General features: G+C 60.9%; 24 protein-coding genes. 18 read left to right on the forward strand and 6 right to left on the reverse strand.

What is annotated here, in order from left to right; translation table 11 throughout:
- Positions 1-58: 58 nt before the first annotated feature.
- Positions 59-1,285, reverse strand: coding sequence for an argininosuccinate synthase (locus ROH8110_RS10360; protein WP_085817660.1), 1,227 nt, complete (start codon positions 1,283-1,285; stop codon positions 59-61).
- Positions 1,286-1,429: 144 nt separating this feature from the next.
- Here ROH8110_RS10360 and ilvA point away from each other — a divergent pair, with 144 nt between their 5' ends.
- A complete protein-coding gene (ilvA, locus tag ROH8110_RS10365) occupies positions 1,430-2,668 on the forward strand; it encodes a threonine ammonia-lyase IlvA (protein WP_085817661.1) in 1,239 nt (412 codons plus the stop codon).
- Here ilvA and ROH8110_RS10370 read toward each other — a convergent pair.
- On the reverse strand, positions 2,665-3,000 hold the full coding sequence (locus ROH8110_RS10370) for an Hpt domain-containing protein (RefSeq protein ID WP_085817662.1): 336 nt from the start codon (positions 2,998-3,000) through the stop codon (positions 2,665-2,667). The genes ilvA and ROH8110_RS10370 overlap by 4 nt on opposite strands.
- Before the next feature lie 152 nt (positions 3,001-3,152).
- On the opposite strand from ROH8110_RS10370, the gene ROH8110_RS10375 reads away from it, so the two are divergent.
- The 6 genes from ROH8110_RS10375 (at position 3,153) to ROH8110_RS10400 (ending at position 9,075) form a co-directional block, all read left to right on the forward strand.
- Positions 3,153-4,430 (forward strand): PP2C family protein-serine/threonine phosphatase, encoded by a 1,278-nt coding sequence (locus ROH8110_RS10375; protein ID WP_245962832.1) that lies wholly within the window; start codon positions 3,153-3,155, stop codon positions 4,428-4,430.
- 101 nt (positions 4,431-4,531) lie between these two features.
- Complete coding sequence (hslO, locus tag ROH8110_RS10380) at positions 4,532-5,527, forward strand: Hsp33 family molecular chaperone HslO (protein ID WP_085817663.1); 996 nt, start codon at positions 4,532-4,534, stop codon at positions 5,525-5,527.
- The gene (locus tag ROH8110_RS10385) at positions 5,520-6,119 is read left to right on the forward strand and encodes a CoA pyrophosphatase (RefSeq protein ID WP_085817664.1); all 600 of its coding nucleotides are present in this window, start codon (positions 5,520-5,522) and stop codon (positions 6,117-6,119) included. The genes hslO and ROH8110_RS10385 overlap by 8 nt, the downstream gene beginning before the upstream one ends.
- Positions 6,116-7,267 (forward strand): CCA tRNA nucleotidyltransferase, encoded by a 1,152-nt coding sequence (locus tag ROH8110_RS10390; RefSeq protein ID WP_085817665.1) that lies wholly within the window; start codon positions 6,116-6,118, stop codon positions 7,265-7,267. The genes ROH8110_RS10385 and ROH8110_RS10390 overlap by 4 nt, the downstream gene beginning before the upstream one ends.
- A 9-nt stretch (positions 7,268-7,276) precedes the next feature.
- Positions 7,277-8,491 (forward strand): class I SAM-dependent RNA methyltransferase, encoded by a 1,215-nt coding sequence (locus ROH8110_RS10395; protein WP_085817666.1) that lies wholly within the window; start codon positions 7,277-7,279, stop codon positions 8,489-8,491.
- Positions 8,492-8,577: 86 nt separating this feature from the next.
- Positions 8,578-9,075, forward strand: a complete 498-nt coding sequence (locus ROH8110_RS10400; RefSeq protein ID WP_085817667.1) for a L,D-transpeptidase family protein — start codon at positions 8,578-8,580, stop codon at positions 9,073-9,075.
- A gap of 9 nt (positions 9,076-9,084) precedes the next feature.
- Here ROH8110_RS10400 and dalA read toward each other — a convergent pair whose 3' ends face one another.
- The gene (gene dalA / locus ROH8110_RS10405) at positions 9,085-9,600 is read right to left on the reverse strand and encodes a divisome-associated lipoprotein DalA (protein WP_085817849.1); all 516 of its coding nucleotides are present in this window, start codon (positions 9,598-9,600) and stop codon (positions 9,085-9,087) included.
- A 167-nt stretch (positions 9,601-9,767) separates the two neighbouring features.
- Here dalA and ROH8110_RS10410 point away from each other — a divergent pair, with 167 nt between their 5' ends.
- Both ROH8110_RS10410 and ROH8110_RS10415 read left to right on the forward strand, forming a co-directional pair.
- The gene (locus ROH8110_RS10410; protein ID WP_085817668.1) at positions 9,768-10,370 is read left to right on the forward strand and encodes a L,D-transpeptidase; all 603 of its coding nucleotides are present in this window, start codon (positions 9,768-9,770) and stop codon (positions 10,368-10,370) included.
- Between the two features lie 142 nt (positions 10,371-10,512).
- Complete coding sequence (locus tag ROH8110_RS10415) at positions 10,513-10,704, forward strand: hypothetical protein (RefSeq protein ID WP_085817669.1); 192 nt, start codon at positions 10,513-10,515, stop codon at positions 10,702-10,704.
- Positions 10,705-10,800: 96 nt separating this feature from the next.
- Here ROH8110_RS10415 and hemH read toward each other — a convergent pair whose 3' ends face one another.
- Both hemH and ROH8110_RS10425 read right to left on the reverse strand, forming a co-directional pair.
- Positions 10,801-11,862: a ferrochelatase gene (hemH, locus tag ROH8110_RS10420; RefSeq protein ID WP_085817670.1), complete on the reverse strand. Its 1,062-nt coding sequence runs from the start codon at positions 11,860-11,862 to the stop codon at positions 10,801-10,803.
- Between the two features lie 55 nt (positions 11,863-11,917).
- Positions 11,918-12,730, reverse strand: a complete 813-nt coding sequence (locus ROH8110_RS10425) for a class I SAM-dependent methyltransferase (RefSeq protein ID WP_085817850.1) — start codon at positions 12,728-12,730, stop codon at positions 11,918-11,920.
- Between the two features lie 17 nt (positions 12,731-12,747).
- Here ROH8110_RS10425 and ROH8110_RS10430 point away from each other — a divergent pair, with 17 nt between their 5' ends.
- From ROH8110_RS10430 to ROH8110_RS10445, 4 genes are read left to right on the forward strand one after another with little or no spacing between them, the layout of a single operon-like run.
- Complete coding sequence (locus ROH8110_RS10430; RefSeq protein WP_085817671.1) at positions 12,748-13,479, forward strand: ComF family protein; 732 nt, start codon at positions 12,748-12,750, stop codon at positions 13,477-13,479.
- A gap of 33 nt (positions 13,480-13,512) precedes the next feature.
- Positions 13,513-13,770, forward strand: a complete 258-nt coding sequence (grxC, locus tag ROH8110_RS10435; protein WP_085817672.1) for a glutaredoxin 3 — start codon at positions 13,513-13,515, stop codon at positions 13,768-13,770.
- A gap of 5 nt (positions 13,771-13,775) precedes the next feature.
- On the forward strand, positions 13,776-14,606 hold the full coding sequence (locus tag ROH8110_RS10440; RefSeq protein ID WP_085817673.1) for a carbon-nitrogen hydrolase family protein: 831 nt from the start codon (positions 13,776-13,778) through the stop codon (positions 14,604-14,606).
- Positions 14,607-15,050, forward strand: coding sequence for a MarR family winged helix-turn-helix transcriptional regulator (locus tag ROH8110_RS10445; RefSeq protein WP_085817674.1), 444 nt, complete (start codon positions 14,607-14,609; stop codon positions 15,048-15,050). It abuts the gene before it with no gap.
- Positions 15,051-15,053: 3 nt separating this feature from the next.
- Here ROH8110_RS10445 and ubiG read toward each other — a convergent pair whose 3' ends face one another.
- Entirely contained in the window at positions 15,054-15,800 is a 747-nt protein-coding gene (gene ubiG, locus ROH8110_RS10450; RefSeq protein ID WP_085817675.1) for a bifunctional 2-polyprenyl-6-hydroxyphenol methylase/3-demethylubiquinol 3-O-methyltransferase UbiG, read from the reverse strand.
- 50 nt (positions 15,801-15,850) lie between these two features.
- On the opposite strand from ubiG, the gene pip reads away from it, so the two are divergent.
- The 5 genes from pip (at position 15,851) to infB (ending at position 22,439) form a co-directional block, all read left to right on the forward strand.
- On the forward strand, positions 15,851-16,825 hold the full coding sequence (pip, locus tag ROH8110_RS10455) for a prolyl aminopeptidase (protein ID WP_085817676.1): 975 nt from the start codon (positions 15,851-15,853) through the stop codon (positions 16,823-16,825).
- Positions 16,826-17,083: 258 nt separating this feature from the next.
- The gene (rimP, locus tag ROH8110_RS10460; protein WP_085817677.1) at positions 17,084-17,656 is read left to right on the forward strand and encodes a ribosome maturation factor RimP; all 573 of its coding nucleotides are present in this window, start codon (positions 17,084-17,086) and stop codon (positions 17,654-17,656) included.
- 2 nt (positions 17,657-17,658) lie between these two features.
- Positions 17,659-19,290, forward strand: a complete 1,632-nt coding sequence (gene nusA / locus ROH8110_RS10465) for a transcription termination factor NusA (RefSeq protein WP_085817678.1) — start codon at positions 17,659-17,661, stop codon at positions 19,288-19,290.
- Positions 19,291-19,314: 24 nt separating this feature from the next.
- The gene (locus ROH8110_RS10470) at positions 19,315-19,947 is read left to right on the forward strand and encodes an RNA-binding protein (protein ID WP_085817679.1); all 633 of its coding nucleotides are present in this window, start codon (positions 19,315-19,317) and stop codon (positions 19,945-19,947) included.
- Entirely contained in the window at positions 19,944-22,439 is a 2,496-nt protein-coding gene (infB, locus tag ROH8110_RS10475) for a translation initiation factor IF-2 (protein ID WP_085817680.1), read from the forward strand. The genes ROH8110_RS10470 and infB overlap by 4 nt, the downstream gene beginning before the upstream one ends.

Consider the following 22,439-nt stretch of genomic DNA (forward strand, 5'->3'; position numbering starts at 1 on the left):
GCGCGCTGGCCGAAGGTCGTACAAAAGCGGCGTACAAAACGTCTGTTTTGTACGGTGTTCAGCCCTTCAGGCGGCGGTCTCTCGCAGCCAGAAGTTTCAGCCGCAGCGCGTTCAGCTGGATGAACCCCGCCGCGTCCTTCTGATCATAGGCGCCCGCATCATCCTCGAAGGTCACATGCGCCTCGGAATAAAGGCTGTGCTCCGACCAGCGCCCGACCGTCCGCGCCAGGCCTTTGTAGAGCTTCAGACGCACCGTCCCGGTCACATGATGTTGTGATTTGTCGATGGCGGCCTGCAACATCTCGCGTTCGGGGCTGTACCAGAACCCGTTATAGATCAGCTCCGCATAGCGCGGCATCAGCTCGTCCTTCAGGTGCGCCGCGCCCCGGTCCAGCGTGATCTGCTCGATCCCCCGATGCGCCTCCAGCAACACCGTGCCGCCCGGAGTCTCATAGATCCCGCGAGACTTCATGCCCACAAAGCGGCCCTCGACCAGGTCAAGCCGCCCGATCCCGTGCTTGCCGCCCAATTCGTTGAGCTTTGTCAATATGTTAGCAGGGCTCATCGCCTCGCCATTGATGCTGACCGCGTCGCCTTTCTCGAACCCGATCTCGATGAATTCCGGCGTATCCGGCGCATCTTCGGGGTGCACAGTGCGCTGATAAACATAGTCCGGCGCTTCCACCGCCGGGTCCTCCAGCACCTTGCCTTCGCTCGACGTGTGCAACAGGTTCGCATCCACCGAGAACGGTGCCTCGCCGCGCTTGTCCTTGGCGATGGGGATCTGGTTTTTCTCAGCAAAATCAAGAAGTTTGCTGCGGCTGGTCAGATCCCATTCACGCCAGGGGGCGATCACCTTGATGTCAGGATTGAGCGCATAGGCCGCCAGTTCAAACCGCACCTGGTCGTTGCCCTTGCCCGTCGCCCCATGCGCCACCGCATCCGCGCCGGTTTCCTCGGCAATCTCCACAAGACGCTTTGAAATCAAGGGCCTGGCGATCGAGGTGCCCAGCAGATACTGCCCCTCATAGACCGCATTCGCGCGGAACATCGGAAAGACGAAATCGCGCACGAACTCTTCACGGACATCTTCGATAAAGATGTTTTCCGGTTTGATTCCAAGAAGTTCCGCCTTCTGGCGCGCCGGCTCAAGTTCTTCTCCCTGGCCCAGATCGGCGGTAAAGGTCACCACCTCGCAACCATATTCGCTTTGCAGCCATTTCAGGATGATCGAGGTATCAAGCCCCCCGGAATAGGCCAGCACGACTTTCTTGGGCGCGGACATCGCTTTTCCTTCCGTCAAATATGCGCTCGGCGCTTAGCCGGTTTTGCCCGCAGGGGCAAGATGCCGCCCCCGCTCTCCGGTATTCCCTTGTATGCTTTGCGCCCCACCCTTGCCAGCGCGCAAACATTGCGCCAAGCAAGGACCATGACAGATTTCCGCACCCTTGCCCAAGCCGCCGAAACCGCGATGCGCGACGTGTTCGAGCCCACGCCCCTTCAGCGCAACGATCACCTGTCCGAGCGTTACGGTGCCAACATCCTGCTCAAGCGCGAAGACCTCTCGCCGGTGCGTTCCTACAAACTGCGCGGTGCCTTCAACGCAATGCGCAAATGCCTGGCTCAGGATTCCGAGGTCTCGCAATTCGTCTGTGCAAGCGCTGGAAATCATGCGCAGGGTGTCGCCTTCATGTGTCGGCACTTCGGAGTGAAGGGCGTAATTTTCATGCCCGTCACAACGCCCCAGCAGAAGGTCGGCAAGACCGAGAAATTCGGCGGAGACGCGGTGACGATCCGGCTGACCGGCGACTACTTCGACGATACATTGGCCGCCGCGCAGGCCTATTGCGCTGAAATAAAGGGACATTTCCTGTCACCCTTCGACGACGAGGACGTCATTGAGGGTCAGGCTTCGGTCGGGGTCGAGATCGAGGCACAGTCGGAGGTCATGCCCGATCGCATCATCATGCCGGTTGGCGGCGGCGGACTTTCGGCCGGTGTGCGCAGCTACATCGGTCACCGCGCCGCGCTGACACTGGTCGAGCCATCGGGCGGCGCCTGTCTTGGGGCCGCCCTTCGCGCCGGGCAGCCAACGCGGCTTGGTCATGTGGACAGTTTCGCCGATGGCGCCGCCGTCGCGCAGATCGGGGAAAAGACCTTTGCCCGCCTATCCGGGATAGATCCGCAGGATGTTCTGACCGTCAGCGAAGACCGGCTTTGCACGACCATGCTCGAGATGCTCAATATCGAGGGGATCGTTCTTGAGCCCGCGGGCGCGCTGGCCGTGGATGTGCTCAAGGATCTTGCCGATGTCATCCGCGGTGAGACCGTGGTTTGCGTAACCTCGGGCGGCAATTTTGATTTCGAGCGCCTGCCCGAAGTGAAAGAACGCGCGCAACGCTATTCAGGGGTCAAGAAGTACTTCATCCTGCGGATGCCGCAGCGGCCAGGGGCGCTGAGGGATTTCCTGACGATCCTGGGGCCGCAAGACGATATCGCGCGTTTTGAATACCTCAAGAAATCAGCGCGAAATTTCGGTTCGGTCCTGATCGGTATCGAAACCACGCAGCCCGAGAACTTCGCGCACATCCAGCGCAAGCTTGAGGCTGCGGGCTTCGAGTATCGCGACATTACCGACGATCAGGTCTTGGCAGAGTTCCTGATCTAAACCGTCTTGATCGGCGTCTTGCATCCGGCGGCGAAGACCACGCGGGATTGTTCGTAACTTGCGACGATAGCGTTCAGATCGACCTGGTCCGCGCAGCCTTGTGCTGCCGCGGTCTCGCCCGACTGACACAGGCCCGCAAAATCCGAGAACCCGAGATTAAGGGCGCTGCCTTTCAGAAAATGCAATTGCGCCTCGAGGTTGTCGCGGGCCGCGCCGCTGCGCAGGTCGTCGATCTCGGTCTCGACCTCCTCAAGGAACAGGCCGACGATCTCGTCGAACTCATCGGCGCCGATATCGGCCTGCAGTTCACTGATTCTGTTCCAATCGATCATGATGTCATCCCCTCTCCGGGCAGGTCGAGAATGCAGGCGAACCCGTTAATGCATCGCAAAAGCGAGCGGAAAGAAGACTGCAATTTTAGCATTCACACCGCGTTAAAGCACAATGCGCTACCGAGGATTGCAAAGGCAAAAAGGTGGCACAATTGGGCGAATCCGTCGAAACGATCGAAGAACTCCAATCCGGCGGGCAGGCCATCCGCCGGATTCTCGTCGTCGATGACAGTCGCGTCCAGCGCAAGATCGTCAGCGCCTCCATCAGACGCTGGGGTTTCAGCGTGAGAGAGGCGGATTCCGCCGCAGAAGCCCTTGAAATTTGCCGCCTGGAGCCACCTGACCTTGTCCTGAGCGACTGGATGATGCCGGGCATGACCGGGCTTGAATTCTGCCGGGAATTTCGCGGTCTTCCGCGCGAGGATTACGGGTACTTCATTCTTCTGACTTCAAAGAGTGAAAAGGAGGAAATCGCGCGCGGGCTTGACGCGGGCGCCGATGATTTCCTGACCAAGCCCGTCAACGCCGCCGAACTGCGGGCGCGGATCGCTGCCGGAGATCGAATCCTCCGCATGGAACGGGAGCTGATCGACAAGAACCGTCTGATCGCCTCGACCCTGGAGGAGCTGCAGAAGCTCTATGACTCCCTCGACAGTGACCTGATCGAGGCCCGCAAGCTGCAGCAATCGCTTGTCAGTGACAGGTATCGCGACCTTGGTGTGGCCGATGTCTCGCTTCTCCTGCGTTCCAGCGGGCATGTGGGTGGCGACCTTGTGGGGATGTTTCCCGTCGGGGAATCCAGAATCGGTCTCTATGGGATCGATGTGTCGGGGCATGGCATAAGCTCAGCCCTGATGACAGCGCGCCTCGCCGGGTATCTCTCGGCCTCGGCGCCCGATCAGAACATTGCCCTCTTCCGCACCAGGGGGGGCAGTTATCAAATGCGCCCACCCGCTGAAACGATTGTGGCACTGAACCGGCTGATCCTGGATGAAATGGACACCGAGCATTACTTCACGATGGTCCTGGCGGATGTCGACCTTGCCCGTGGCGAAGTGATCCTTGCACAGGCTGGCCATCCGCACCCTGCCGTGCAGCGGCGCAATGGGGCGGTATGTCTGGTGGGATGCGGCGGGCTTCCTGTCGGCTTGTTGCCCGATGCGGAGTACGACCAGGTGAAATTCCATATGGCGCCGGGCGAAAGACTGTTGATCCATTCGGATGGAATCGTGGAATGCTCCGATGCACAAGGGAGGCTTCTTGGGGATGACGGGCTGGAAGCCATCCTGCGCGACATGCGACACTCGCACGGGCCGGCCTTGCTGGAATCGCTGATCTGGAAGCTGACGGAGTTCTCGGGCGCCGATGATTTCCAAGACGACGTCTCGGCGGTTCTCCTGGAATTCAAACCGCCAGTGGCGGGGCTCTGAGCGCGGCGATTGCAGTCACGCTTGCGTGCCGCGCCCTTGGACGGCGTGTTGCCCTGCCTATATAGACGCGATATGCCAACTTCGGCACACAAGGAAATTCCATGACACTTGGACAGAAAATCGCGTGGGACGATACGATCCTGCCGTTCCAATTGGACAATGCGGACATTCGAGGGCGTGTCGCGCGCCTTGACGGGGTTCTCGACGGAATCCTGAAGCAGCACGATTATCCCGCCCCGGTCGAGGCGCTGGTTGCAGAGATGGCTCTGTTGACCGCGCTGATCGGCCAGACGATCAAGCTGCGATGGAAGTTGTCCCTTCAGGTGCAATCCAAGGGGCCGGTTCGCATGATCGCCACCGATTATTTCGCTCCCGAGGTCGAAGGCGAACCCGCCAGGATTCGGGCTTATGCCAGCTTCGACCGTGATCGCATCACCGACAGCACGCCTTATTCGCATATCGGCGAGGGATATTTCGCCGTGCTCATCGATCAGGGCAAGGGCTCGGAACCTTACCAGGGAATCACCGCACTCGCGGAGGGTGGACTGAGCGCCTGTGCCGAGTCCTACTTTGATCAGTCCGAGCAGCTGCCGACCCGGTTCGCCCTTTCGTTCGGCAAGTCGACCGAGACCGACAGCGCCGAACATTGGCGCGCGGGGGGCGTCATGCTTCAACACATGCCGCAGATGTCGCCGTATCATGTACAGGACGACACCGGCGAGAACGGCGTGTCTGGGATGGCGGACATCGTAGACGAGGATGACGAAGAGAACTGGGATCGCGTCAACATGCTTCTGGACACCGTTGACGATCTGGAACTGATCGGCCCCTCGGTCGCGCCCACTGACCTTCTGGTGCGCCTCTTTCACGAGGAGATGCCTCGGGTCTTCGATCTTCAGGCGGTGCGATTTGGCTGCACCTGTTCCGAAGAACGTGTGCGAAACAGCCTCTCGATCTATTCGGCCAAGGATATCGCCCGGATGACCACTGACGAGGGGATCGTGACCGCTGATTGCCAGTTTTGCGGCGCGCATTACCGGCTGGACCCCAAGACCTTGGGATTCGAGTCCGAGCAGGCGCCGGGTGACGATGCGTGATCCGCTGAGGTTGGTTTCCAAGGCGCTTGAGCGTGCCAGCACCGCGTCGTCGGATTATGATCTCAACCCCGACACCAAGCTGCCGCCGGACCGCAAGCTGCGGCCGGCGGGCGTTCTGGTGCCGATCCTGTTTGAGGGAGAAGGGGCGCAGCTGTTCCTGACCAAGAGATCTTCGGCGCTAAGGCATCATCCCGGCCAGATCGCCTTTCCCGGCGGCAAGCAGGACGACACCGACAAGGATGTCATCGCGGCCGCGCTGCGCGAAGCGCATGAGGAAATCGGGCTGGACCCCGGCAATGTCGAGGTTCTGGGCATGATGCCCGCACATGAAACGGTCACGGGTTTCATGGTCACACCAGTGGTGGCGCGTGTCCGGGCACCGTTCGAAGTCCGGCCTGAGCCGGGCGAGGTCGACGAGGTCTTCGAGGTTCCATTGATGCATCTCCTGGACCGCGCACAGTTCAGCGTTCAGGCGCGGCGCTGGCGGGGAAGCTGGCGAAAATACTATACGGTTCCCTTCGGTCCCTATTACATCTGGGGGGCAACCGCGCGCATCTTGCGCGTGATGGCCGATGCGGCGGAGGCAAGATGAAGCTGACCGGCGACTGGATTGAACGACCCGCCACGCAGGCGGTGTGCCGGATGATCGAGCAAGGTGGTTATCAAGCCTTGTTCGTCGGCGGCTGTGTGCGCAACGCCATCCTGGGCGCATCGGTCAACGATATCGACATCGCCACGGATGCCCATCCCGAAACGGTCATTTCCCTTGCCGAGGCCGCGGGGTTGAAACCTGTTCCGACCGGTCTGGAGCATGGCACGGTCACGGTGGTTTCGGATCATGTTCCGCATGAGGTGACCACGTTTCGCCGGGATGTCGAAACCTTCGGACGGCATGCTGTCGTGGCCTATTCCGAGGATGTTGCCGAGGATGCGCGACGCCGCGATTTCACGATGAATGCGCTCTATGCGCGCCCTGACGGCACGGTGATCGACCCACTGAATGGGTTGAGGGACCTGCAGGCGCGTCATGTCAGGTTCATCGACGATCCCGAGCAGCGCATTCGCGAGGATTACCTCAGGATCCTCCGGTTCTTTCGGTTTCACGCCTGGTATGGCGATCCGGTGGCGGGGCTCGACCTCGAGGGGCTGGCGGCAGTGGCGACGCATGCCGACCGACTGTCGGACCTATCGCGCGAACGGGTCGGCGCCGAGATCGTAAAGTTGCTGAGCGCGCCCGACCCGGCACCTTCAGTGGCGGCGATGCGTGCGTGCGGTGTGCTTGTGGCGGTTTTGCCGGGGTCGGATGACAGGGGGGTGGCGCCGCTTGTACATCATGAGCAACAGGCTGGTATCACACCCGAGCCGATACGCCGCCTGGCGGCGCTTGGTGGGGATGGCGTGGCCGACCGCCTGCGTCTGAGCAAGGCGCAGTCCAAGCGTCTGGCCCTGCTGCGGAGGGAAGCGTCAAGCATCACGAGCGCCGACGAGCTTGGCTATCGTCACGGGGCCGAAACTGGTGTGGATGTCCTGCTTCTGCGCTCTGCCTTGCTGGAGGTTCCCTTTGATCCCGCCCTTTGCGCCCGCGTTGCCCACGCGGCAAAAGCAACTTTGCCGGTCACGCCGCATGACCTGATGCCCGCCTATAGCGGGCCAGCGCTCGGGATGCGGCTGGCAGAGCTTGAGCGGCGCTGGATCGACTCGGGCTTTCGCCTGTCCCGCGATGAGTTGCTTGCAGGATAAGGTGGCGAGATGAAACGCATTCAGATCAATCGGCTGGGGCATCATGGCGACGGGATCGGCGACGGACCGGTCTATGCACCGCTGACCTTGCCCGGAGAAGTGATCGAGGCAGAGGGCGACGATGACCGCTTGAGTGATATCCGCATTATCGAGCCTTCCCCTGATCGCGTCGCGCCGCCCTGTCGGCATTTCAAGTCCTGTGGCGGCTGCCAGTTGCAGCACGCTTCGGATGATTTTCTGGCTGCGTGGAAACAGGACGTCGTGAGGGTTGCACTGTCCGCGAACGACCTTACGGCCGAGTTTCTTCCGATTGCCGTTTCGCCGCCGCGCTCGCGTCGGCGCGCCACGTTTTCCGCGCGGCGCACCAAAAAGGGCGCGATGGCTGGATTTCACATGCGCGGTTCGGATGTGATCGTCGAAATACCGGAATGCCAACTACTGCACCCGGATCTGATGCGGGCCCTGCCGGTGGCAGAGATGCTTGCTTGTGCAGGCGCCAGTCGCAAGCATAGCCTTTCGGTCGCGGCCACGACGTCGCTGAACGGTTTGGACATATCGATCTCGGGCGGCAAGCCGCTGGACGGACCATTGCGCCTAGAGTTGGCGGCACTGGCCGGGCAACAGGATCTGGCGCGGCTGTCATGGGAGGATGAGGTTATAGCGACCCGCCTGCCACCGGAGCAGCGTTTCGACGGGGTGGCGGTTGTGCCGCCGGCTGGCGCGTTTCTTCAGGCCACGCAGGAGGGCGAAGACGCCTTGCGACAGGACGTAGTCGCTATCGTCGGCACGGCCACAAAGGTGGCGGATCTGTTTTCAGGATGTGGAACCTTCGCGTTGCCCCTCGCTCGCCACGCCGCGGTGCATGCTGTCGAGGGCGAGAAGGCGATGATTGAGGCGCTCGACAGGGGTTGGCGCAAAAGCGAAGGGCTGAAGGCGGTCACCCATGAAGCACGCGATCTTTTCCGCAGGCCGTTGCTGCCGGACGAGCTTGCCCGGTTCGACGCTGTCGTGATCGACCCGCCCCGCGCAGGCGCGCAGGCGCAGGTCGCCGAGCTGTGCGCCGCATCGGTGCCGACAATCGCCTACGTGTCGTGTAACCCCGCCAGCTTCGCGCGGGATGCCAGAACACTTGTCGAAAGCGGCTATCAGCTGGATGCCGTCCGGGTAGTCGATCAGTTCCGCTGGTCCGCACATGTCGAGCTTGTCGCCGCATTTCGGCGCTGATGTGCCAGACATCAAAACGTTGCTTTGAAAAATCGACAGATGCGGTAAAATCGGCGGCGAGCAGACAAGACAGGCGAAACAAGAAAATGAATGTGATCCGTTTGATTGCTGGCGGGCTTTTGTTGGCAGCATTGGCCAGTTGCAGCGCGTCCAAATTCAAGACCTACAACGGACCCGAGGTGACACGGGTCATTGTAAACAAGGGCGACCGCAGGATGTATCTGCTGCACCACGAAAAGGTGCTCGAGGCCTATGACATCGATCTCGGTTTCGCCCCGGATGGTCACAAGGAAGTCGAAGGCGACGGGCGAACACCCGAGGGCGACTATGTCATAGACCGTCGCAACCCCAACAGCAGCTACCATCTGTCATTGGGGATTTCCTACCCCAACGAGATGGATGTATCGCGAGCCGCTTCCGTCGGAATGAGCCCGGGCGGAGACATCTTCATTCATGGGGGTCCGCAGGATTCGCGCAATAGGCAGCGCGACTGGACCGCCGGCTGTATCTCGGTCAAGGATCACGAGATGGAGGATATCTATGCGATGGTTCGCGACGGGACGATGATCTCGATCTATCCCTGACGGGCAGGATCACTTGCCCAGAACGAGGGTCCACCAGATCTTGCCGCTGTCTTCCTGTAGCCAGGAAAAGCCCATATCTCTGGCATCGGGCGCAAGGATGACATCCCGAGTCGTGGATTCCTCCATCCACGCGGCGAGAGTTTCCAGTTCGGTCTCGTAAGTCTCCGATATGTTCTCGCCGACCAGCTCGCCCTCGTACCCGACGCGGCGCACACGGTCGATCGGCGAAGACCCGTCCGACCCGAAGTGCCAGGGCCGGTTCTGGATAGACATATCACGAGAATGTGTCGCCGCTGCCGCGGTGAGCTTGGAATTGAGCTGCACGGGCGGATGATTTGCGGCCTGACGCAATGAATTTACCGAATCAAGCATGCGATACTGAATCTGCGCAGTCTCGTTGTCACGGATACGATAAACCTTGGGCAGGGGCTTGCCATCAGGGCCAAGTTGCGGCTCAGGGGGCGGTGCGGCACAAGCCGAAAGCGCCAGAAGTGCCGAGAGAAGCAATATAAAAACGCGCACCATGATTGCCATCCTGCCAAATTTCCGTTCACAAGCTCTAGCGCGGGTTGCGGCGGGTTTCAAACCCACATCCCATACGATTTGCGAAATCGCGCCGCTTTGAATTGCGACTGCGGCCCGCGCGCCATATATTCTTGAGTCTATGACAGAATCCAAGCCGGAGTTGAGAAATGGCTTCCAAGTTCGCAAAGTCGCTAAACCGCCGAATGTTCTTGGCCGGAAGCGCAGCAGCAGCAGGGGTGCCCGCCTTCGCGCAGAACCTTGATGGCGACGAAACAGTTGAAATCGAAGAAAGCGTCAAGCACGCGGTCCGCCGGAATATCTCGAGTTTCCGGGCGCTGGATTGGCAACCGTATTTCTCCAATCTGAACAACGGTGCGATCCTGGTAGATATTTCGTCTCGCGCCTTGCACTATTGGTCCGAAGACGGTCAAACCTACAAGCTTTACCCTTCGAGTGTGCCGCTTTCCGAGGATCTTACGCGCCGTGGCCGGACCAGTGTCGTGCGTAAGGTCGAAGGGCCAAGCTGGCGGCCGACGCCGGCCATGCTCAAGCGTAACCCGGAGTGGCCGGAATATGTGGGCCCTGGCCCTGATAACCCGCTTGGTACCCACGCGCTTTATCTGGGCTGGACCTACTATCGGATACACGGAACCCACGACACGCGCAAAATCGGACGGCGCTCGTCGAATGGGTGCATCGGACTCTACAACGAACATATTTCCGAACTTTTCAAGATGGCGAAGATTGGCACACAAGTGTTGCTAATTTGACGAAATGGATTTTGTCTTTTTCTGTGCAGGGTAATGTTGCATTTGCAAATCAACTGGATTGCTGCATAGAGAATTTCACGAGGTTAGTCTTGGGTGCTTGTTGTCATACTGAACGGCAGCAAGCCTGTATCAGGAGGATAAAATGAAGAAACTCGTTCTCGCCGCCGCATTGACTGCTGCTGCTTCGACCGCTTTCGCCGGCAACATGCAAGAGCCGGTCATGGAAGCACCGGTTGTTGTTGAGGAAACCACTGCAAGCTCGTCCGCAGCGGGCGTTTGGATTCCGCTGACGATCCTGGCCATCGTTGTGGCAGCGATTGCTGCTGACAGCTGATTTTTTCAGCCACGGTTGAAATTATGAAAAGGCAGTGGATGTTCCACTGCCTTTTCGTTTTTGATCTTGTCGAGTCCGAGGTCGCGCGCCTCCGACTCAGTCAAGCCATCCCTTGAGGTTGGTTTCGACCACCGAGGCAAGCGCCTTGATATGCGCCTCGCTGTCGTTCAGGCAGGGAATGTAGGTGAATTGTTCGCCGCCTGCTTCCTCGAAACTCTCACGGATCTCTTCGTTGATCTCTTCCAGTGTTTCGATGCAGTCGGCAGAGAAGGCGGGCGCAATGACGGCAATCTTCTTCTTGCCCTGCCGCGCCAACTCGGCAACGTGTTCCACTGTATAGGGCTTCAGCCATTCTTCAGGGCCGAAGACTGACTGGAACGTTGTCGTGATCTGGGTGTCGTCCCAGCCAAGCCTTTCCTTTAGCAGGCGTGTCGTTTTCTGACATTGGCAATGATAGGGATCGCCCTGCATCAGATAGCGCTTGGGCATCCCGTGATATGACACCACCAGGATATCCGGGCGGTTGCTGGTCTGCGCATAGGCATCCTCGACGGATTTCGCGAGTGCCTCGATATACTCCGGCTTGTCGAAATAAGGCTCTGCCACGCGTGCGATCGGCTGCCAGGGTTCGTCCATCAGCGCACGAAAGAACTGGTCGTTCGCGGTGGCTGAGGTTGCACCCGCGTATTGCGGATAGAGCGGGAAGAACAAGATCCGCGTGCAGCCTGCCTTGACCATCTCGCGCACCTTCGATTTGGTCGAAGGGTTGCCGTAGCGCATGCAGAAATCCACCATCACCTGATCGCCATAGCGTTCACGCATCGCGTCGGCCATCTTTGCTGTCTGGTCGCGCGTGATGGTCATCAGCGGGCTTTCATTTTTCTCCTCGTTCCAGATGGATTTGTAGGCTTCGCCACTGGTGAAGGGGCGCTTCGTCAGGATGATCAGCTGGAGAAGCGGCTGCCACTTCCACGGGCTGTAGTCGATCACGCGACGATCCGAGAGGAATTCGTTAAGGTACCGGCGCATCGGCCAATAGCTGTAGTGATCCGGAGTTCCCAGATTGGCTAGAAGAACACCCGTTTTGGGTGCCGCGATGGCGGGATGATCGGCCGGAGCGTTGTCCGGGCGCGCCGCGTTGGTGCCTGCGTCAAGCATTCTCAGTACCTCATTGTGGCGGATTACGCATCAAGATAGCGGCTTAATAGTATCGTCAATCCTTGAGCGCTGTTTCTTTCGTGCCAAGTGCGTCGGCAAGTCGCGCCGAAGCCGAGCCCGGCCGGAGTGGTTGTGGCTGATTTGCATCCGGCGCCCAGCCTGTCAGCATCATCAGATCAAAGGTCGCAGGGATCCGACCGTCGGCATGACCGAAGCTGTCGGCGTAGATATCACAGGCGCGGCGCATCACGTCGCGGCGCATTGGTTTCCTGGGGCGGGCCGAAAGCGCGCTCGCTTCTCCCATCGCACGCAGGTCGCGCATCAGATCAAGCGCCGAAGGATATGTCGCCGTTAGTTGCACATGGTCTGCGACCGGCAGCGCGAACCCGGCTCTTTGAAGCAATCCGCCGAGATCCCGTATCTCACCCATTGGCGCCACGCGCGGCGAGAGCCCGCCGGAGATGTCGGATTCGGCCTGAGCCAGTGCGCTGCGCAACTGATGCAGGGTGGTGCCACCAAAAAACACGCCGAGGAACAGGCCATCGGGGCGAAGTGCGCGGCGTGACTGGATCAACTGACCCACCGGATCATTTGCCCAATGCAAGCACATCGCATGAACCAGCAGGTCGACACTGCCTTCGGAAATCGCAAGCGTCTCGTCATCCGTATAAAACTGGGCCTGGGGTAGCCGATTTTCCCAGAAAGTGGGGAAACCGGTGATCACCGCGATATCCGTAAACGACCTGTTAACCAGAGAGAGGCGATCCTCGATCTCGTCGGCGGCGGTTTCATGAAGGAAAAGCGTCGGCGCGCGCAAGGCCCGTTGGCGGTTGCGGACAAGCGCGGCTCGGTCGGTGATATGGTTCATCATGCGGAAAGAATAGGATGCGCGGCCAGGCTTTTCAAACTGTGTTGCGGCTTCTTTACCCGCCGCGCTGCACGACATGCGGCGAAGCTGTCGAAAGCGACTTCGGGCTTTGCGGCCCGTGCTGGCGGGACACGCCGCTGATATCGGGGCTATGCTGCGAAACCTGCGGCGTTCCGCTGCCAGGGGAGGGGTCGGGGCAAGCCGAATTCTGTGACGATTGCCTGACCACTGCCCGCCCCTGGAGCAAGGGGCGCGCTGCGGTTCTCTATCGTGACAACGGGCGCAAGCTGGTTCTTGCGCTCAAACATGGTGATCGGCACGATATCGTCCGCCCTGCCGCGCATTGGATGGCGGGCGCGGCTGCTCCGCTCTTGTGCGCTGACATGACGATAGCGCCGGTGCCGCTGCATTGGACCCGATTCCTGCGTCGGAGATTCAACCAATCCGCCTTGCTGGCGCAGGCCGTTGCGAAACTTCTGCATGTGTCCTGCTGTCCCGATCTGCTGGTGCGCAGGCGGCGCACCCCTGTTCTGGATGGGCTTGGGCGGGATGGGCGCTTTGGTGCGGTGAGTGGAGCGATCAAGGCGCATCCCGGCCGACAACATCACATTGAAGGCAGAACAATCCTTCTGGTCGATGATGTGATGACCACTGGTGCGACGCTGGCAGCGGCGAGCGAGGCATGTTTCACTGCAGGCGCAGCGGATGTGCGCGTGCTGGCACTGGCGCGCGTGGCGAAGGATGCATAAGTTCATCCCAAACAGCGTTACGGAAAACAAACCATGCAACCAGTTGAAATCTACACCTCTCCGCTTTGCGGATTTTGCCATGCGGCCAAACGCCTTCTGAAACAGAAAGGCGTCAGCTTCAGCGAGGTAGACGTGCTGGCCGATGCGTCACGCAAGCCCGAGATGATTCAGCGGGCAGGCGGCAAGCGAACCGTGCCACAGATCTTTATCGGCGACACGCATGTTGGGGGCTGCGACGAACTCTATGCGTTGGAGCGTGCTGGTAAGCTTGATGCGCTGCTTGCGGCCTGACCGGGATGCGGACCGCGCTTCTTCAGCTCAACAGCAGCGATGACCCGGCTGCAAACCTGCCGGTCACGCAGCAACTGATTGGACAGGCCAGCGCTGGTGGAGCGACCTTTGTTCTGACCCCTGAGGTGACAAATTGCGTCTCGGCCAGCCGGACGCGGCAGCAAGAAGTGCTTCGGACCGAGGAAGACGACGCCACCCTGGCGGCCTTGAGGGCGCAGGCGCATGAGCTTGGCATCTGGCTGCTGATCGGGTCTCTCGCGCTCAAGACCGACGATAGCGACGGGCGTTTTGCGAACCGGTCGTTCCTGATCGCCCCGGACGGCGGAATCGCGGCGCGCTACGACAAGATTCACATGTTTGATGTCGAGGTATCGGAAACCGAAAGTTACCGCGAATCAGCTGGCTACCGTCCAGGGCGCAAAAGCACACTCGTGGAGACGCCGCTCGGTCGGATTGGCATGACGATCTGCTACGATATCCGCTTTCCGCATCTCTATCGCGGCCTTGCGCAGGCAGGAGCGGAGATTCTCACGATACCTTCCGCATTCTCGCCCGTGACCGGCGCGGCGCATTGGGAATCGCTCCTGCGTGCGCGTGCGATTGAAACCGGGGCATATATTCTTGCGCCCGCGCAGACGGGGGAGCATCCCGCGACACGTGGTAAGCGACGCAAGACCCACGGGCACTCCATGGCGGTCGGGCCGTGGGGGGACATACTGGCCGATGGTGGTCAGGAGCCGGGTGTCGTATACGTAGATCTTGACCTCCCGCAGGTGGCACAAGCGCGTCAACGTATCCCGTCGCTACACGCGGCATCCGAATTCGACGGCCCATGAATGAATGACAACAGCAGCAATTCCCTGGCCGTGGCCCTGTTCAGTGAGATCCTGACCAACGACCAGCTGATTCGGAACCGGTTGAGCCGGGTTCTGCCAAAGGGGATGGAGATCAGCCATTTCTCGGTCCTCAATCACCTTGCGCGTGCCGGTGACGAGCGCAGCCCTGCACAATTGGCCAAGAGCTTTCACGTCACGCGCGGTGCGATGACCAACACCCTGAGCAAACTGGAATGGGCGGGATATGTGCATATTCGCCCCGATTGGGATGATGCCCGCCGCAAGATGATAGCAATCAGCCCGGCGGGACGACAGGCGCGCGACTCCGCCATCGCCGCAATCGCGCCGATGATTTCGGAACTCGTCGGTGAGCTTGGCGACGAAAAGGTGCGTGCGACGCTTCCGGTCCTGCGAGAGTTGCGCGCCAAACTTGAGACGGATTGACGCTCAGGCGGGCTTCACGGATGCGGTGACGTAGTTCACGCTCAAATCGCTGGCCGACAGTGACCAACTCCAGGCGACGGGGTTAAAGACGAAACCCTTGCGATCCACCGGATTCAGCCCGGCCTGTTCGAGCAGGCGGTAAAGTTCTTCCGGGGTGATAAACTTCTTCCATTCATGCGTGCCTTTCGGCAGCCACCGCATGACATACTCGGCACCAACGATCGCCATCGCGAAGCTTTTTGCATTGCGATTGATGGTCGAGCAGAGATGCAGGCCTCCCGGTTTCAGCAGGGTTTGGCAGGCGCTCAGAAACGCGAGCGGATCGGAGACATGCTCGACCACCTCCATATTCAGGAGCACATCAAAGCGTTCACCCGCATCGGCCAGCGCCTCGGCCGAGCTGTGGCGATAGTCGATCTCGAGTCCCGATTGCCGGGCGTGAACTTCGGCCACGGGGATATTGCGCTCGGCAGCATCGGCCCCTACGACGTCGGCACCAAGCCGCGCCATCGGTTCGGACAGGAGCCCGCCGCCACAGCCGATATCCAAGATACGCAGCCCCTTGAATGGGGCATCGCTTTGCAGGTCGCGGTCGAACTCGGCAGCGATCTGCGACGTGATATAGTCCAGCCGACAGGGGTTGAGCATGTGCAATGGCTTGAACTTGCCGTTCGGATCCCACCATTCGGCGGCCATCGCCTCGAACTTGGCGACTTCGGCGGGATCGATCGTGGTTTGAGCGGCTTGCATTCTGCTCTCCATATGCTCATCTGTTTCTGCGCCCTCAATATAGGACTCTCATGGATAAATTCTCAGGCCAAAAGAGCGCAGTCCAGTATTTGCATCCGCCGATCGAGCCTTTCGACCGGCGTATGATGGATGTGGGTGACGGGCACGAGATCTATGTCGAGCAGTCGGGCAAGCGCGATGGCTTGCCTGTTGTGGTTCTCCATGGCGGGCCGGGGGGTGGCAGCAGCCCGGCGATGCGGCGGTATTTCGACCCGAATGTCTATCGGGTCGTGCTGTTCGATCAGCGCGGGTGCGGGCGCTCGCGGCCGCATGCCAGCGTCGAGGCGAACACGACATGGCATCTTGTGGCGGATATCGAACGGATCCGCGAGGCATTGTCGATCGATGATTGGATCGTCTTCGGCGGCAGTTGGGGGGCTACACTGGCGCTGATTTATGCGCAGGCGCATCCGGATCATGTGCGGCATCTGGTTTTGCGGGGTGTTTTTACCATGACGCAGACCGAGCTGGACTGGTTCTATGGCGGGGGCGCTGGGCGGTTTTGGCCGGAAACATGGCATAAGTTTCAAGAGCGTATACCAGCCGAGGAAAGGGGCGACATGATCGCGGCCTATCATCGGCGGTTGTTCTCGGGGAATCAGGCCGAGGAGGTGCGCCACGCGAGGGCCTGGTCGGCATGGGAAAACGCGCTGGCGACGGTGCAATCCAATGGCGCGGCCGGTGACAGCCCGCCGGAATACGCGCGCGCCTTCGCGCGGTTGGAGAACCATTATTTCATCAATGACGGCTTTCTGGAGTATGACGGCCAAATCATTGATCAAATAGGAAAAATCTCACATATTCCGGGAACGATCGTGCAGGGTCGCTATGACATGATCTGTCCGCCGCAGGCAGCATATACACTGGCGAGCGCGTGGGAGAAGGCCAGTTTGCGGATGATCCCGGTGGCGGGGCACGCGCTGTCCGAGCCGGGTATCAGTGCGGAGCTCATCAAGGTGATGACCCACCTGGCGCAGGAGAATTGACTGCCTGAAAGGGAGCCAAAACGAATTGTCGGTATCGCGTCGGTATGACGTCGGTATCCTGTCGGTGCGCGGGGCGGTCCGGGCCGAGACGTCAAAAATTCATGGGCCGGACGGCGATTCATTGTAGCGCGCTCTTGCAGACTCGGCGCATGGGGCGTATATGGCTTTTCAACAGCGGCGCCTCCGGGTCCACACCGGCAGGCTCCACCGGACAAGTATGACGGGCCGCGAGCCCGTTTTTTTGTGCCTGAAAGACCCATGAGCAACGACCTGATAGCCAAAACAGCAATCGACCGGCGCCTTGCCGAGATCATTACCCCTGTCATCGAGGATATGGGTTATGCTTTGGTGCGCGTGCGTCTGATGGGGGGAAAGACCCACACCCTTCAGATCATGGCCGAGAAACCCGGCAGCGCCATCGAGGTGGACGACTGTGCCGAAATCTCGAACGCGGTCAGTGCCGTTCTGGATGTCGAAGATCCGATCACCGATACCTACACGCTGGAGGTCTCGAGCCCCGGTATCGACCGGCCTCTGACCCGGCTGTCGCATTTCGAGGAATACGAAGGCTACGAGGCCAAGCTGGAGACATCCGAGCTGATTGACGGACGCAAACGGTTCAAGGGCGTTCTGGCCGGGGTCGAGGATGACGAGGTGCTGATCAATATCGACGAAGGCACCGTCGGCCTGAAGTTCGACTGGCTGAGCGACGCCAAGCTGGTGCTGACCGATGAGCTGATCAAGGAAATGCTGAAAGCCCGCAAGGCCGCCGGCGAACTGAATGAAGACGCGTTTGACGAGATCGAGACCGAACGGTCTGAGGAGGACTGAAAATGGCAATTACCTCTGCAAACCAGCTTGAGCTGCTGCAAACCGCCGAGGCCGTGGCCCGCGAGAAGATGATCGAACCATCACTGGTGGTCGAAGCGATGGAAGAAAGCCTCGCCCGTGCAGCCAAGAGCCGCTACGGCGCCGAGATGGACATTCGGGTCAGCATCGATCGCAAGACCGGCAAGGCGACCTTCACGCGCGTGCGCACGGTGGTCGAGGATGATGAGCTTGAGAATTATCAGGCCGAACTGACCGTCGAGCAGGCCAAGCAGTATCTCGACGATCCGAAGGTCGGCGATCAATATATCGAGGAAATCCCGCCCGTCGATCTGGGCCGGATCGCCGCGCAATCGGCCAAGCAGGTGATCTTGCAGAAGGTCCGCGAAGCCGAGCGTGATCGCCAGTTCGAGGAATTCAAGGATCGAGCGGGCACAATCATAAACGGTGTCGTCAAGCGCGAGGAATACGGCAACGTCATCGTCGACGTGGGCCGGGGCGAAGCGATCCTGCGCCGCAACGAGAAGATCGGCCGCGAGAGCTATCGCAATGGCGACCGTATCCGCGCCTATATCAAGGATGTCCGCCGCGAGGCGCGCGGGCCACAGATTTTCCTGAGCCGCACCGCGCCGGATTTCATGGCCGAACTGTTCAAGATGGAAGTGCCCGAGATCTACGACGGCATCATCGAAATCAAGGCCGTGGCCCGCGATCCGGGCAGCCGCGCCAAGATTGCCGTCATTTCGTATGACAACTCGATCGACCCGGTTGGCGCCTGCGTCGGCATGCGCGGCAGCCGCGTGCAGGCGGTGGTGAACGAGCTTCAGGGCGAAAAGATCGACATCATCCCCTGGAACGAGGACCAGCCCACCTTCCTTGTGAACGCGCTGCAGCCGGCAGAGGTCAGCAAGGTGGTTCTGGACGAAGAGGCCGAGCGGATCGAAGTGGTTGTGCCCGAGGATCAGCTTTCGCTGGCAATCGGCCGCCGCGGTCAGAACGTGCGCCTTGCCAGCCAGCTGACCGGTCTGGATATCGACATCATGACCGAGGCCGAGGATTCCGAGCGTCGCCAGAAGGAATTCGAGGAACGCACCAGCCTGTTCATGGAAACGCTGGACCTGGACGAGTTCTTTGCGCAGCTTCTGGTTTCGGAAGGGTTCACCAACCTCGAAGAGGTCGCCTATGTCGAGCTTGACGAGCTGCTGGTGATCGACGGGGTCGATGACGATACCGCCAAGGAGCTTCAGGCACGCGCCCGCGACGTTCTGGAAGCGCAATCGCGCGAGGCACTGGAAAAGGCCCGCGCGCTGGGCGCCGAGGACAGCCTTATTGATTTCGAGGGCCTGACACCCCAGATGATTGTTGCGCTGGCCGAGGACGGCGTGAAGACGCTGGACGATTTTGCCACCTGCGCCGACTGGGAGCTGGCGGGCGGATGGACCACGGTTGAGGGCGAGCGCGTCAAGGATGACGGTATCCTGGAGCCGTTCGACGTTTCCCTGGAAGAGGCGCAGAACATGGTCATGACCGCCCGCGTGATGCTGGGCTGGGTCGATCCCGCCGATCTGGAAGCCGAAGCCGAGGGCGAGGCAGAAGATGCCGCTGTCGAGAGCGAAGAACAGGAGGCCGGGGCCTGATCCGTCAGGCCTCGGGAGCACTGAATGGGTCGCGGTGGGCAACCCAAGGACCGGAGTGAAGGTCCCGAGCGCAAGTGCATCGCCACGGGCGAGGCACAGCCAGCCAATGGGCTGATCCGTTTTGTGGTTGGCCCCGACGGGCAGATTGCCCCGGATATCGCGGGCAAGCTGCCGGGACGGGGCATTTGGGTGTCCGCGGATCGTGCCGCGCTGGAAAAGGCGGCGAAGAAGGGGCTTTTTGCCCGTGCCGCGCGCCAGCCGGTGACCGTGCCCGACGATCTTTTGGCGCTGGTCGAGCATCAGCTGGAGCAGCGTGTGGTCAATCTTATCAGTCTTGCTCGAAAGGGCGGTAATGCGGTGGCCGGTTATGAGAAGGTCAAGGACTGGCTTTCGAAGGAACAAGCCACCGTTCTGATCCAGGCAAGCGACGGATCGGAACGGGGCAAAACGAAATTGAGCACGCCTCACCGAGGGTCATTCATCGGCTGGTTGACGGCGTCGGAACTTGGGCGCGCCTTTGGGCGACAATCAGCAATCCACGCGGCACTGGGTGCTGGCGGTTTGGCCCAACGTGTTGTAGATGAGGCGGCAAGGTTGAAGGGCCTGCGCGTCTTGAACGGCGAACAGACCCGCCGGAAAGGAAGTAGAACCAGATGAGCGACAACGACGAGAAGAAGACTTTGGGTGTGCGTGGCGGTCCTCGTTCGGGGAACGTGAAGCAGAGCTTCAGCCATGGGCGTACCAAGAACGTCGTCGTGGAAACCAAGCGCAAGCGGGTGGTGAAGCCCCAGTCTAGCAGCTCGGCTGCCAGCGGCGCGGGATCGGCGCGCTCGCAAGCGTCTTCTGGCGATTCAGCCAAGCGTCCGGCAGGGATTTCGGATGCGGAGATGGAACGCCGAATGAAGGCGTTGCAGGCAGCGAAGGGACGCGAGGTCGAAGAGGCCGCGCGCCGCGATGCCGAAGAGAAACAGCGCGAGGAAGAGCGCCAGCGTCGCCGCGAGGAGGCCGAGGCCAAGGAGCGCGAACAGCGCGAGGCCGAGGAGCGCGCCCGTGCCAAGGCTGAGGAAGAAGAGCGCAAGCGTCTGGATGCCGAGAAGGCCGCAGCGCCGGCGCCCGAGCCTGTCGCGCCGCCGGCCGGGGATGACGCACGCGGGCCGGCCAAGCAGCCGCCGCGCAAGCAGGACAAGGTCGAGAAGGATCGCGACCAGACCCGTGGCCGCGGCAAGGGCCGTGGCGACGACGGTGGTCGGCGCGCAGGCAAGCTGACGCTCAACCAGGCGCTGGCCGGTGGTGAAGGCGGTCGTCAGAAATCGCTTGCAGCGATGAAGCGCAAGCAGGAGCGCGCCCGCCAGAAGGCGATGGGCGGCGCCCAGGAGCGCGAAAAGGTTGTCCGTGACGTTCAGCTTCCCGAGACCATCGTGGTGTCGGAACTGGCGAACCGCATGGCCGAGCGCGTGGGCGATGTGGTCAAGGCGCTGATGAACAACGGCATGATGGTCACGCAGAACCAGACGATCGATGCCGATACCGCCGAGCTGATCATCGAGGAATTCGGCCACCGGGTGGTGCGGGTCAGCGACTCGGATGTGGAAGACGTGATCGACCAGGTCGAGGACAAGCCCGCCGATCTGAAGCCGCGCCCGCCGGTGATCACCGTCATGGGCCATGTGGACCACGGCAAGACCTCGCTGCTGGACGCGATCCGCGACGCCAAGGTGGTGTCGGGGGAGGCCGGCGGCATCACCCAGCATATCGGCGCCTACCAGGTGACGACCAGCTCTGGCACGCTTCTGACGTTCCTTGATACGCCCGGCCACGCCGCGTTCACCAGCATGCGCGCACGCGGTGCGCAGGTGACCGACATCGTGGTGCTGGTGGTGGCGGCGGATGACGCCGTGATGCCCCAGACCATCGAAGCGATCAACCACGCGAAGGCCGCGCAGGTGCCGATCATCGTGGCGATCAACAAGTGCGACAAGCCCGAGGCGAACCCCGACAAGGTGCGCACCGACCTGCTGCAGCACGAGGTTGTTGTCGAGGCGATGTCGGGCGATGTGCAGGATGTCGAAGTGTCGGCGCATACCGGGCAGGGGCTTGATGACCTGCTGGAAGCGATCGCACTGCAATCCGAGATCCTGGAAATCCAGGCCAACCCCAACCGTGCCGCCGAGGGCGCTGTGATCGAGGCGCAGCTTGACGTGGGCCGTGGCCCCGTGGCGACCGTTCTGGTGCAGAAGGGGACGCTGAAGCAGGGCGACATCTTTGTCGTCGGCGAACAGTGGGGCAAGGTCCGCGCGCTGATCAACGATCGGGGCGAACGGGTGAAAACCGCTGGACCGTCGGTGCCGGTCGAGGTGCTGGGTCTGAATGGCACGCCCGAGGCCGGGGACGTTCTGAACGTCGTCGAGACCGAGGCGCAGGCACGCGAGATCGCCGAATACCGCCAGCAGGCGGCCAAGGAGAAACGCGCTGCCGCCGGTGCAGGCACCTCGCTGGAGCAGCTTCTGGCAAAGGCCAAGGAAGACGAGAACGTCAGCGAGCTGCCGATCCTCGTCAAGGCCGACGTGCAGGGCTCCGCCGAGGCCATCGTTCAGGCGATGGAGAAGATCGGCAACGACGAGGTGCGCGTGCGCGTGCTGCATTCGGGTGTCGGTGCGATCACAGAGTCCGATGTGGGCCTTGCGGAAGCATCCGGCGCGCCGGTTCTGGGCTTCAACGTCCGGGCCAACGCACCTGCCCGCAACAGCGCCAACCAGAAGGGCGTGGAAATCCGCTATTACAGCGTGATCTACGACCTTGTGGATGACGTGAAGGCCGCTGCATCGGGTCTGCTGGGTGCCGAAGTGCGCGAGAACTTCATCGGTTATGCCGAGATCAAGGAGGTCTTCAAGGTTTCCGGCGTCGGCAAGGTGGCGGGCTGTCTTGTCACCGAGGGCATTGCGCGCCGCTCGGCCGGTGTGCGCCTGCTGCGCGACGATGTGGTGATCCACGAAGGCACGCTGAAGACTCTCAAGCGCTTCAAGGATGAAGTGGCCGAGGTCCAGTCGGGCCAGGAATGCGGCATGGCCTTCGAGAACTACGAAGATGTGCGCCCCGGCGACGTGATCGAGATCTTCGAGCGTGAGGAGATCGAGCGCAAGCTTGACTGA

This window comes from Roseovarius halotolerans (assembly GCF_900172255.1).
In the GTDB taxonomy this organism is placed as follows: Bacteria; Pseudomonadota; Alphaproteobacteria; order Rhodobacterales; family Rhodobacteraceae; genus Roseovarius; species Roseovarius halotolerans.

Excerpts from the sequence above, each read along its gene's own strand:
- ROH8110_RS10390 (WP_085817665.1), top strand. The coding sequence starts at position 6,116 with ATGAAGCTGACCGGCGACTGGATTGAACGACCCGCCACGCAGGCGGTG.
- ilvA (WP_085817661.1), top strand. The coding sequence starts at position 1,430 with ATGACAGATTTCCGCACCCTTGCCCAAGCCGCCGAAACCGCGATGCGC.
- hemH (WP_085817670.1), bottom strand. The coding sequence starts at position 11,862 with ATGCTTGACGCAGGCACCAACGCGGCGCGCCCGGACAACGCTCCGGCC.
- ubiG (WP_085817675.1), bottom strand. The coding sequence starts at position 15,800 with ATGCAAGCCGCTCAAACCACGATCGATCCCGCCGAAGTCGCCAAGTTC.
- ROH8110_RS10470 (WP_085817679.1), top strand. The coding sequence starts at position 19,315 with ATGGGTCGCGGTGGGCAACCCAAGGACCGGAGTGAAGGTCCCGAGCGC.
- nusA (WP_085817678.1), top strand. The coding sequence starts at position 17,659 with ATGGCAATTACCTCTGCAAACCAGCTTGAGCTGCTGCAAACCGCCGAG.
- ROH8110_RS10370 (WP_085817662.1), bottom strand. The coding sequence starts at position 3,000 with ATGATCGATTGGAACAGAATCAGTGAACTGCAGGCCGATATCGGCGCC.
- ROH8110_RS10430 (WP_085817671.1), top strand. The coding sequence starts at position 12,748 with ATGCGCGGCCAGGCTTTTCAAACTGTGTTGCGGCTTCTTTACCCGCCG.
- ROH8110_RS10415 (WP_085817669.1), top strand. The coding sequence starts at position 10,513 with ATGAAGAAACTCGTTCTCGCCGCCGCATTGACTGCTGCTGCTTCGACC.
- dalA (WP_085817849.1), bottom strand. The coding sequence starts at position 9,600 with ATGGTGCGCGTTTTTATATTGCTTCTCTCGGCACTTCTGGCGCTTTCG.
- ROH8110_RS10440 (WP_085817673.1), top strand. The coding sequence starts at position 13,776 with ATGCGGACCGCGCTTCTTCAGCTCAACAGCAGCGATGACCCGGCTGCA.
- ROH8110_RS10395 (WP_085817666.1), top strand. The coding sequence starts at position 7,277 with ATGAAACGCATTCAGATCAATCGGCTGGGGCATCATGGCGACGGGATC.
- ROH8110_RS10400 (WP_085817667.1), top strand. The coding sequence starts at position 8,578 with ATGAATGTGATCCGTTTGATTGCTGGCGGGCTTTTGTTGGCAGCATTG.
- ROH8110_RS10425 (WP_085817850.1), bottom strand. The coding sequence starts at position 12,730 with ATGAACCATATCACCGACCGAGCCGCGCTTGTCCGCAACCGCCAACGG.
- pip (WP_085817676.1), top strand. The coding sequence starts at position 15,851 with ATGGATAAATTCTCAGGCCAAAAGAGCGCAGTCCAGTATTTGCATCCG.
- grxC (WP_085817672.1), top strand. The coding sequence starts at position 13,513 with ATGCAACCAGTTGAAATCTACACCTCTCCGCTTTGCGGATTTTGCCAT.
- hslO (WP_085817663.1), top strand. The coding sequence starts at position 4,532 with ATGACACTTGGACAGAAAATCGCGTGGGACGATACGATCCTGCCGTTC.
- ROH8110_RS10385 (WP_085817664.1), top strand. The coding sequence starts at position 5,520 with ATGCGTGATCCGCTGAGGTTGGTTTCCAAGGCGCTTGAGCGTGCCAGC.
- ROH8110_RS10445 (WP_085817674.1), top strand. The coding sequence starts at position 14,607 with ATGAATGACAACAGCAGCAATTCCCTGGCCGTGGCCCTGTTCAGTGAG.
- rimP (WP_085817677.1), top strand. The coding sequence starts at position 17,084 with ATGAGCAACGACCTGATAGCCAAAACAGCAATCGACCGGCGCCTTGCC.
- ROH8110_RS10360 (WP_085817660.1), bottom strand. The coding sequence starts at position 1,285 with ATGTCCGCGCCCAAGAAAGTCGTGCTGGCCTATTCCGGGGGGCTTGAT.
- infB (WP_085817680.1), top strand. The coding sequence starts at position 19,944 with ATGAGCGACAACGACGAGAAGAAGACTTTGGGTGTGCGTGGCGGTCCT.
- ROH8110_RS10410 (WP_085817668.1), top strand. The coding sequence starts at position 9,768 with ATGGCTTCCAAGTTCGCAAAGTCGCTAAACCGCCGAATGTTCTTGGCC.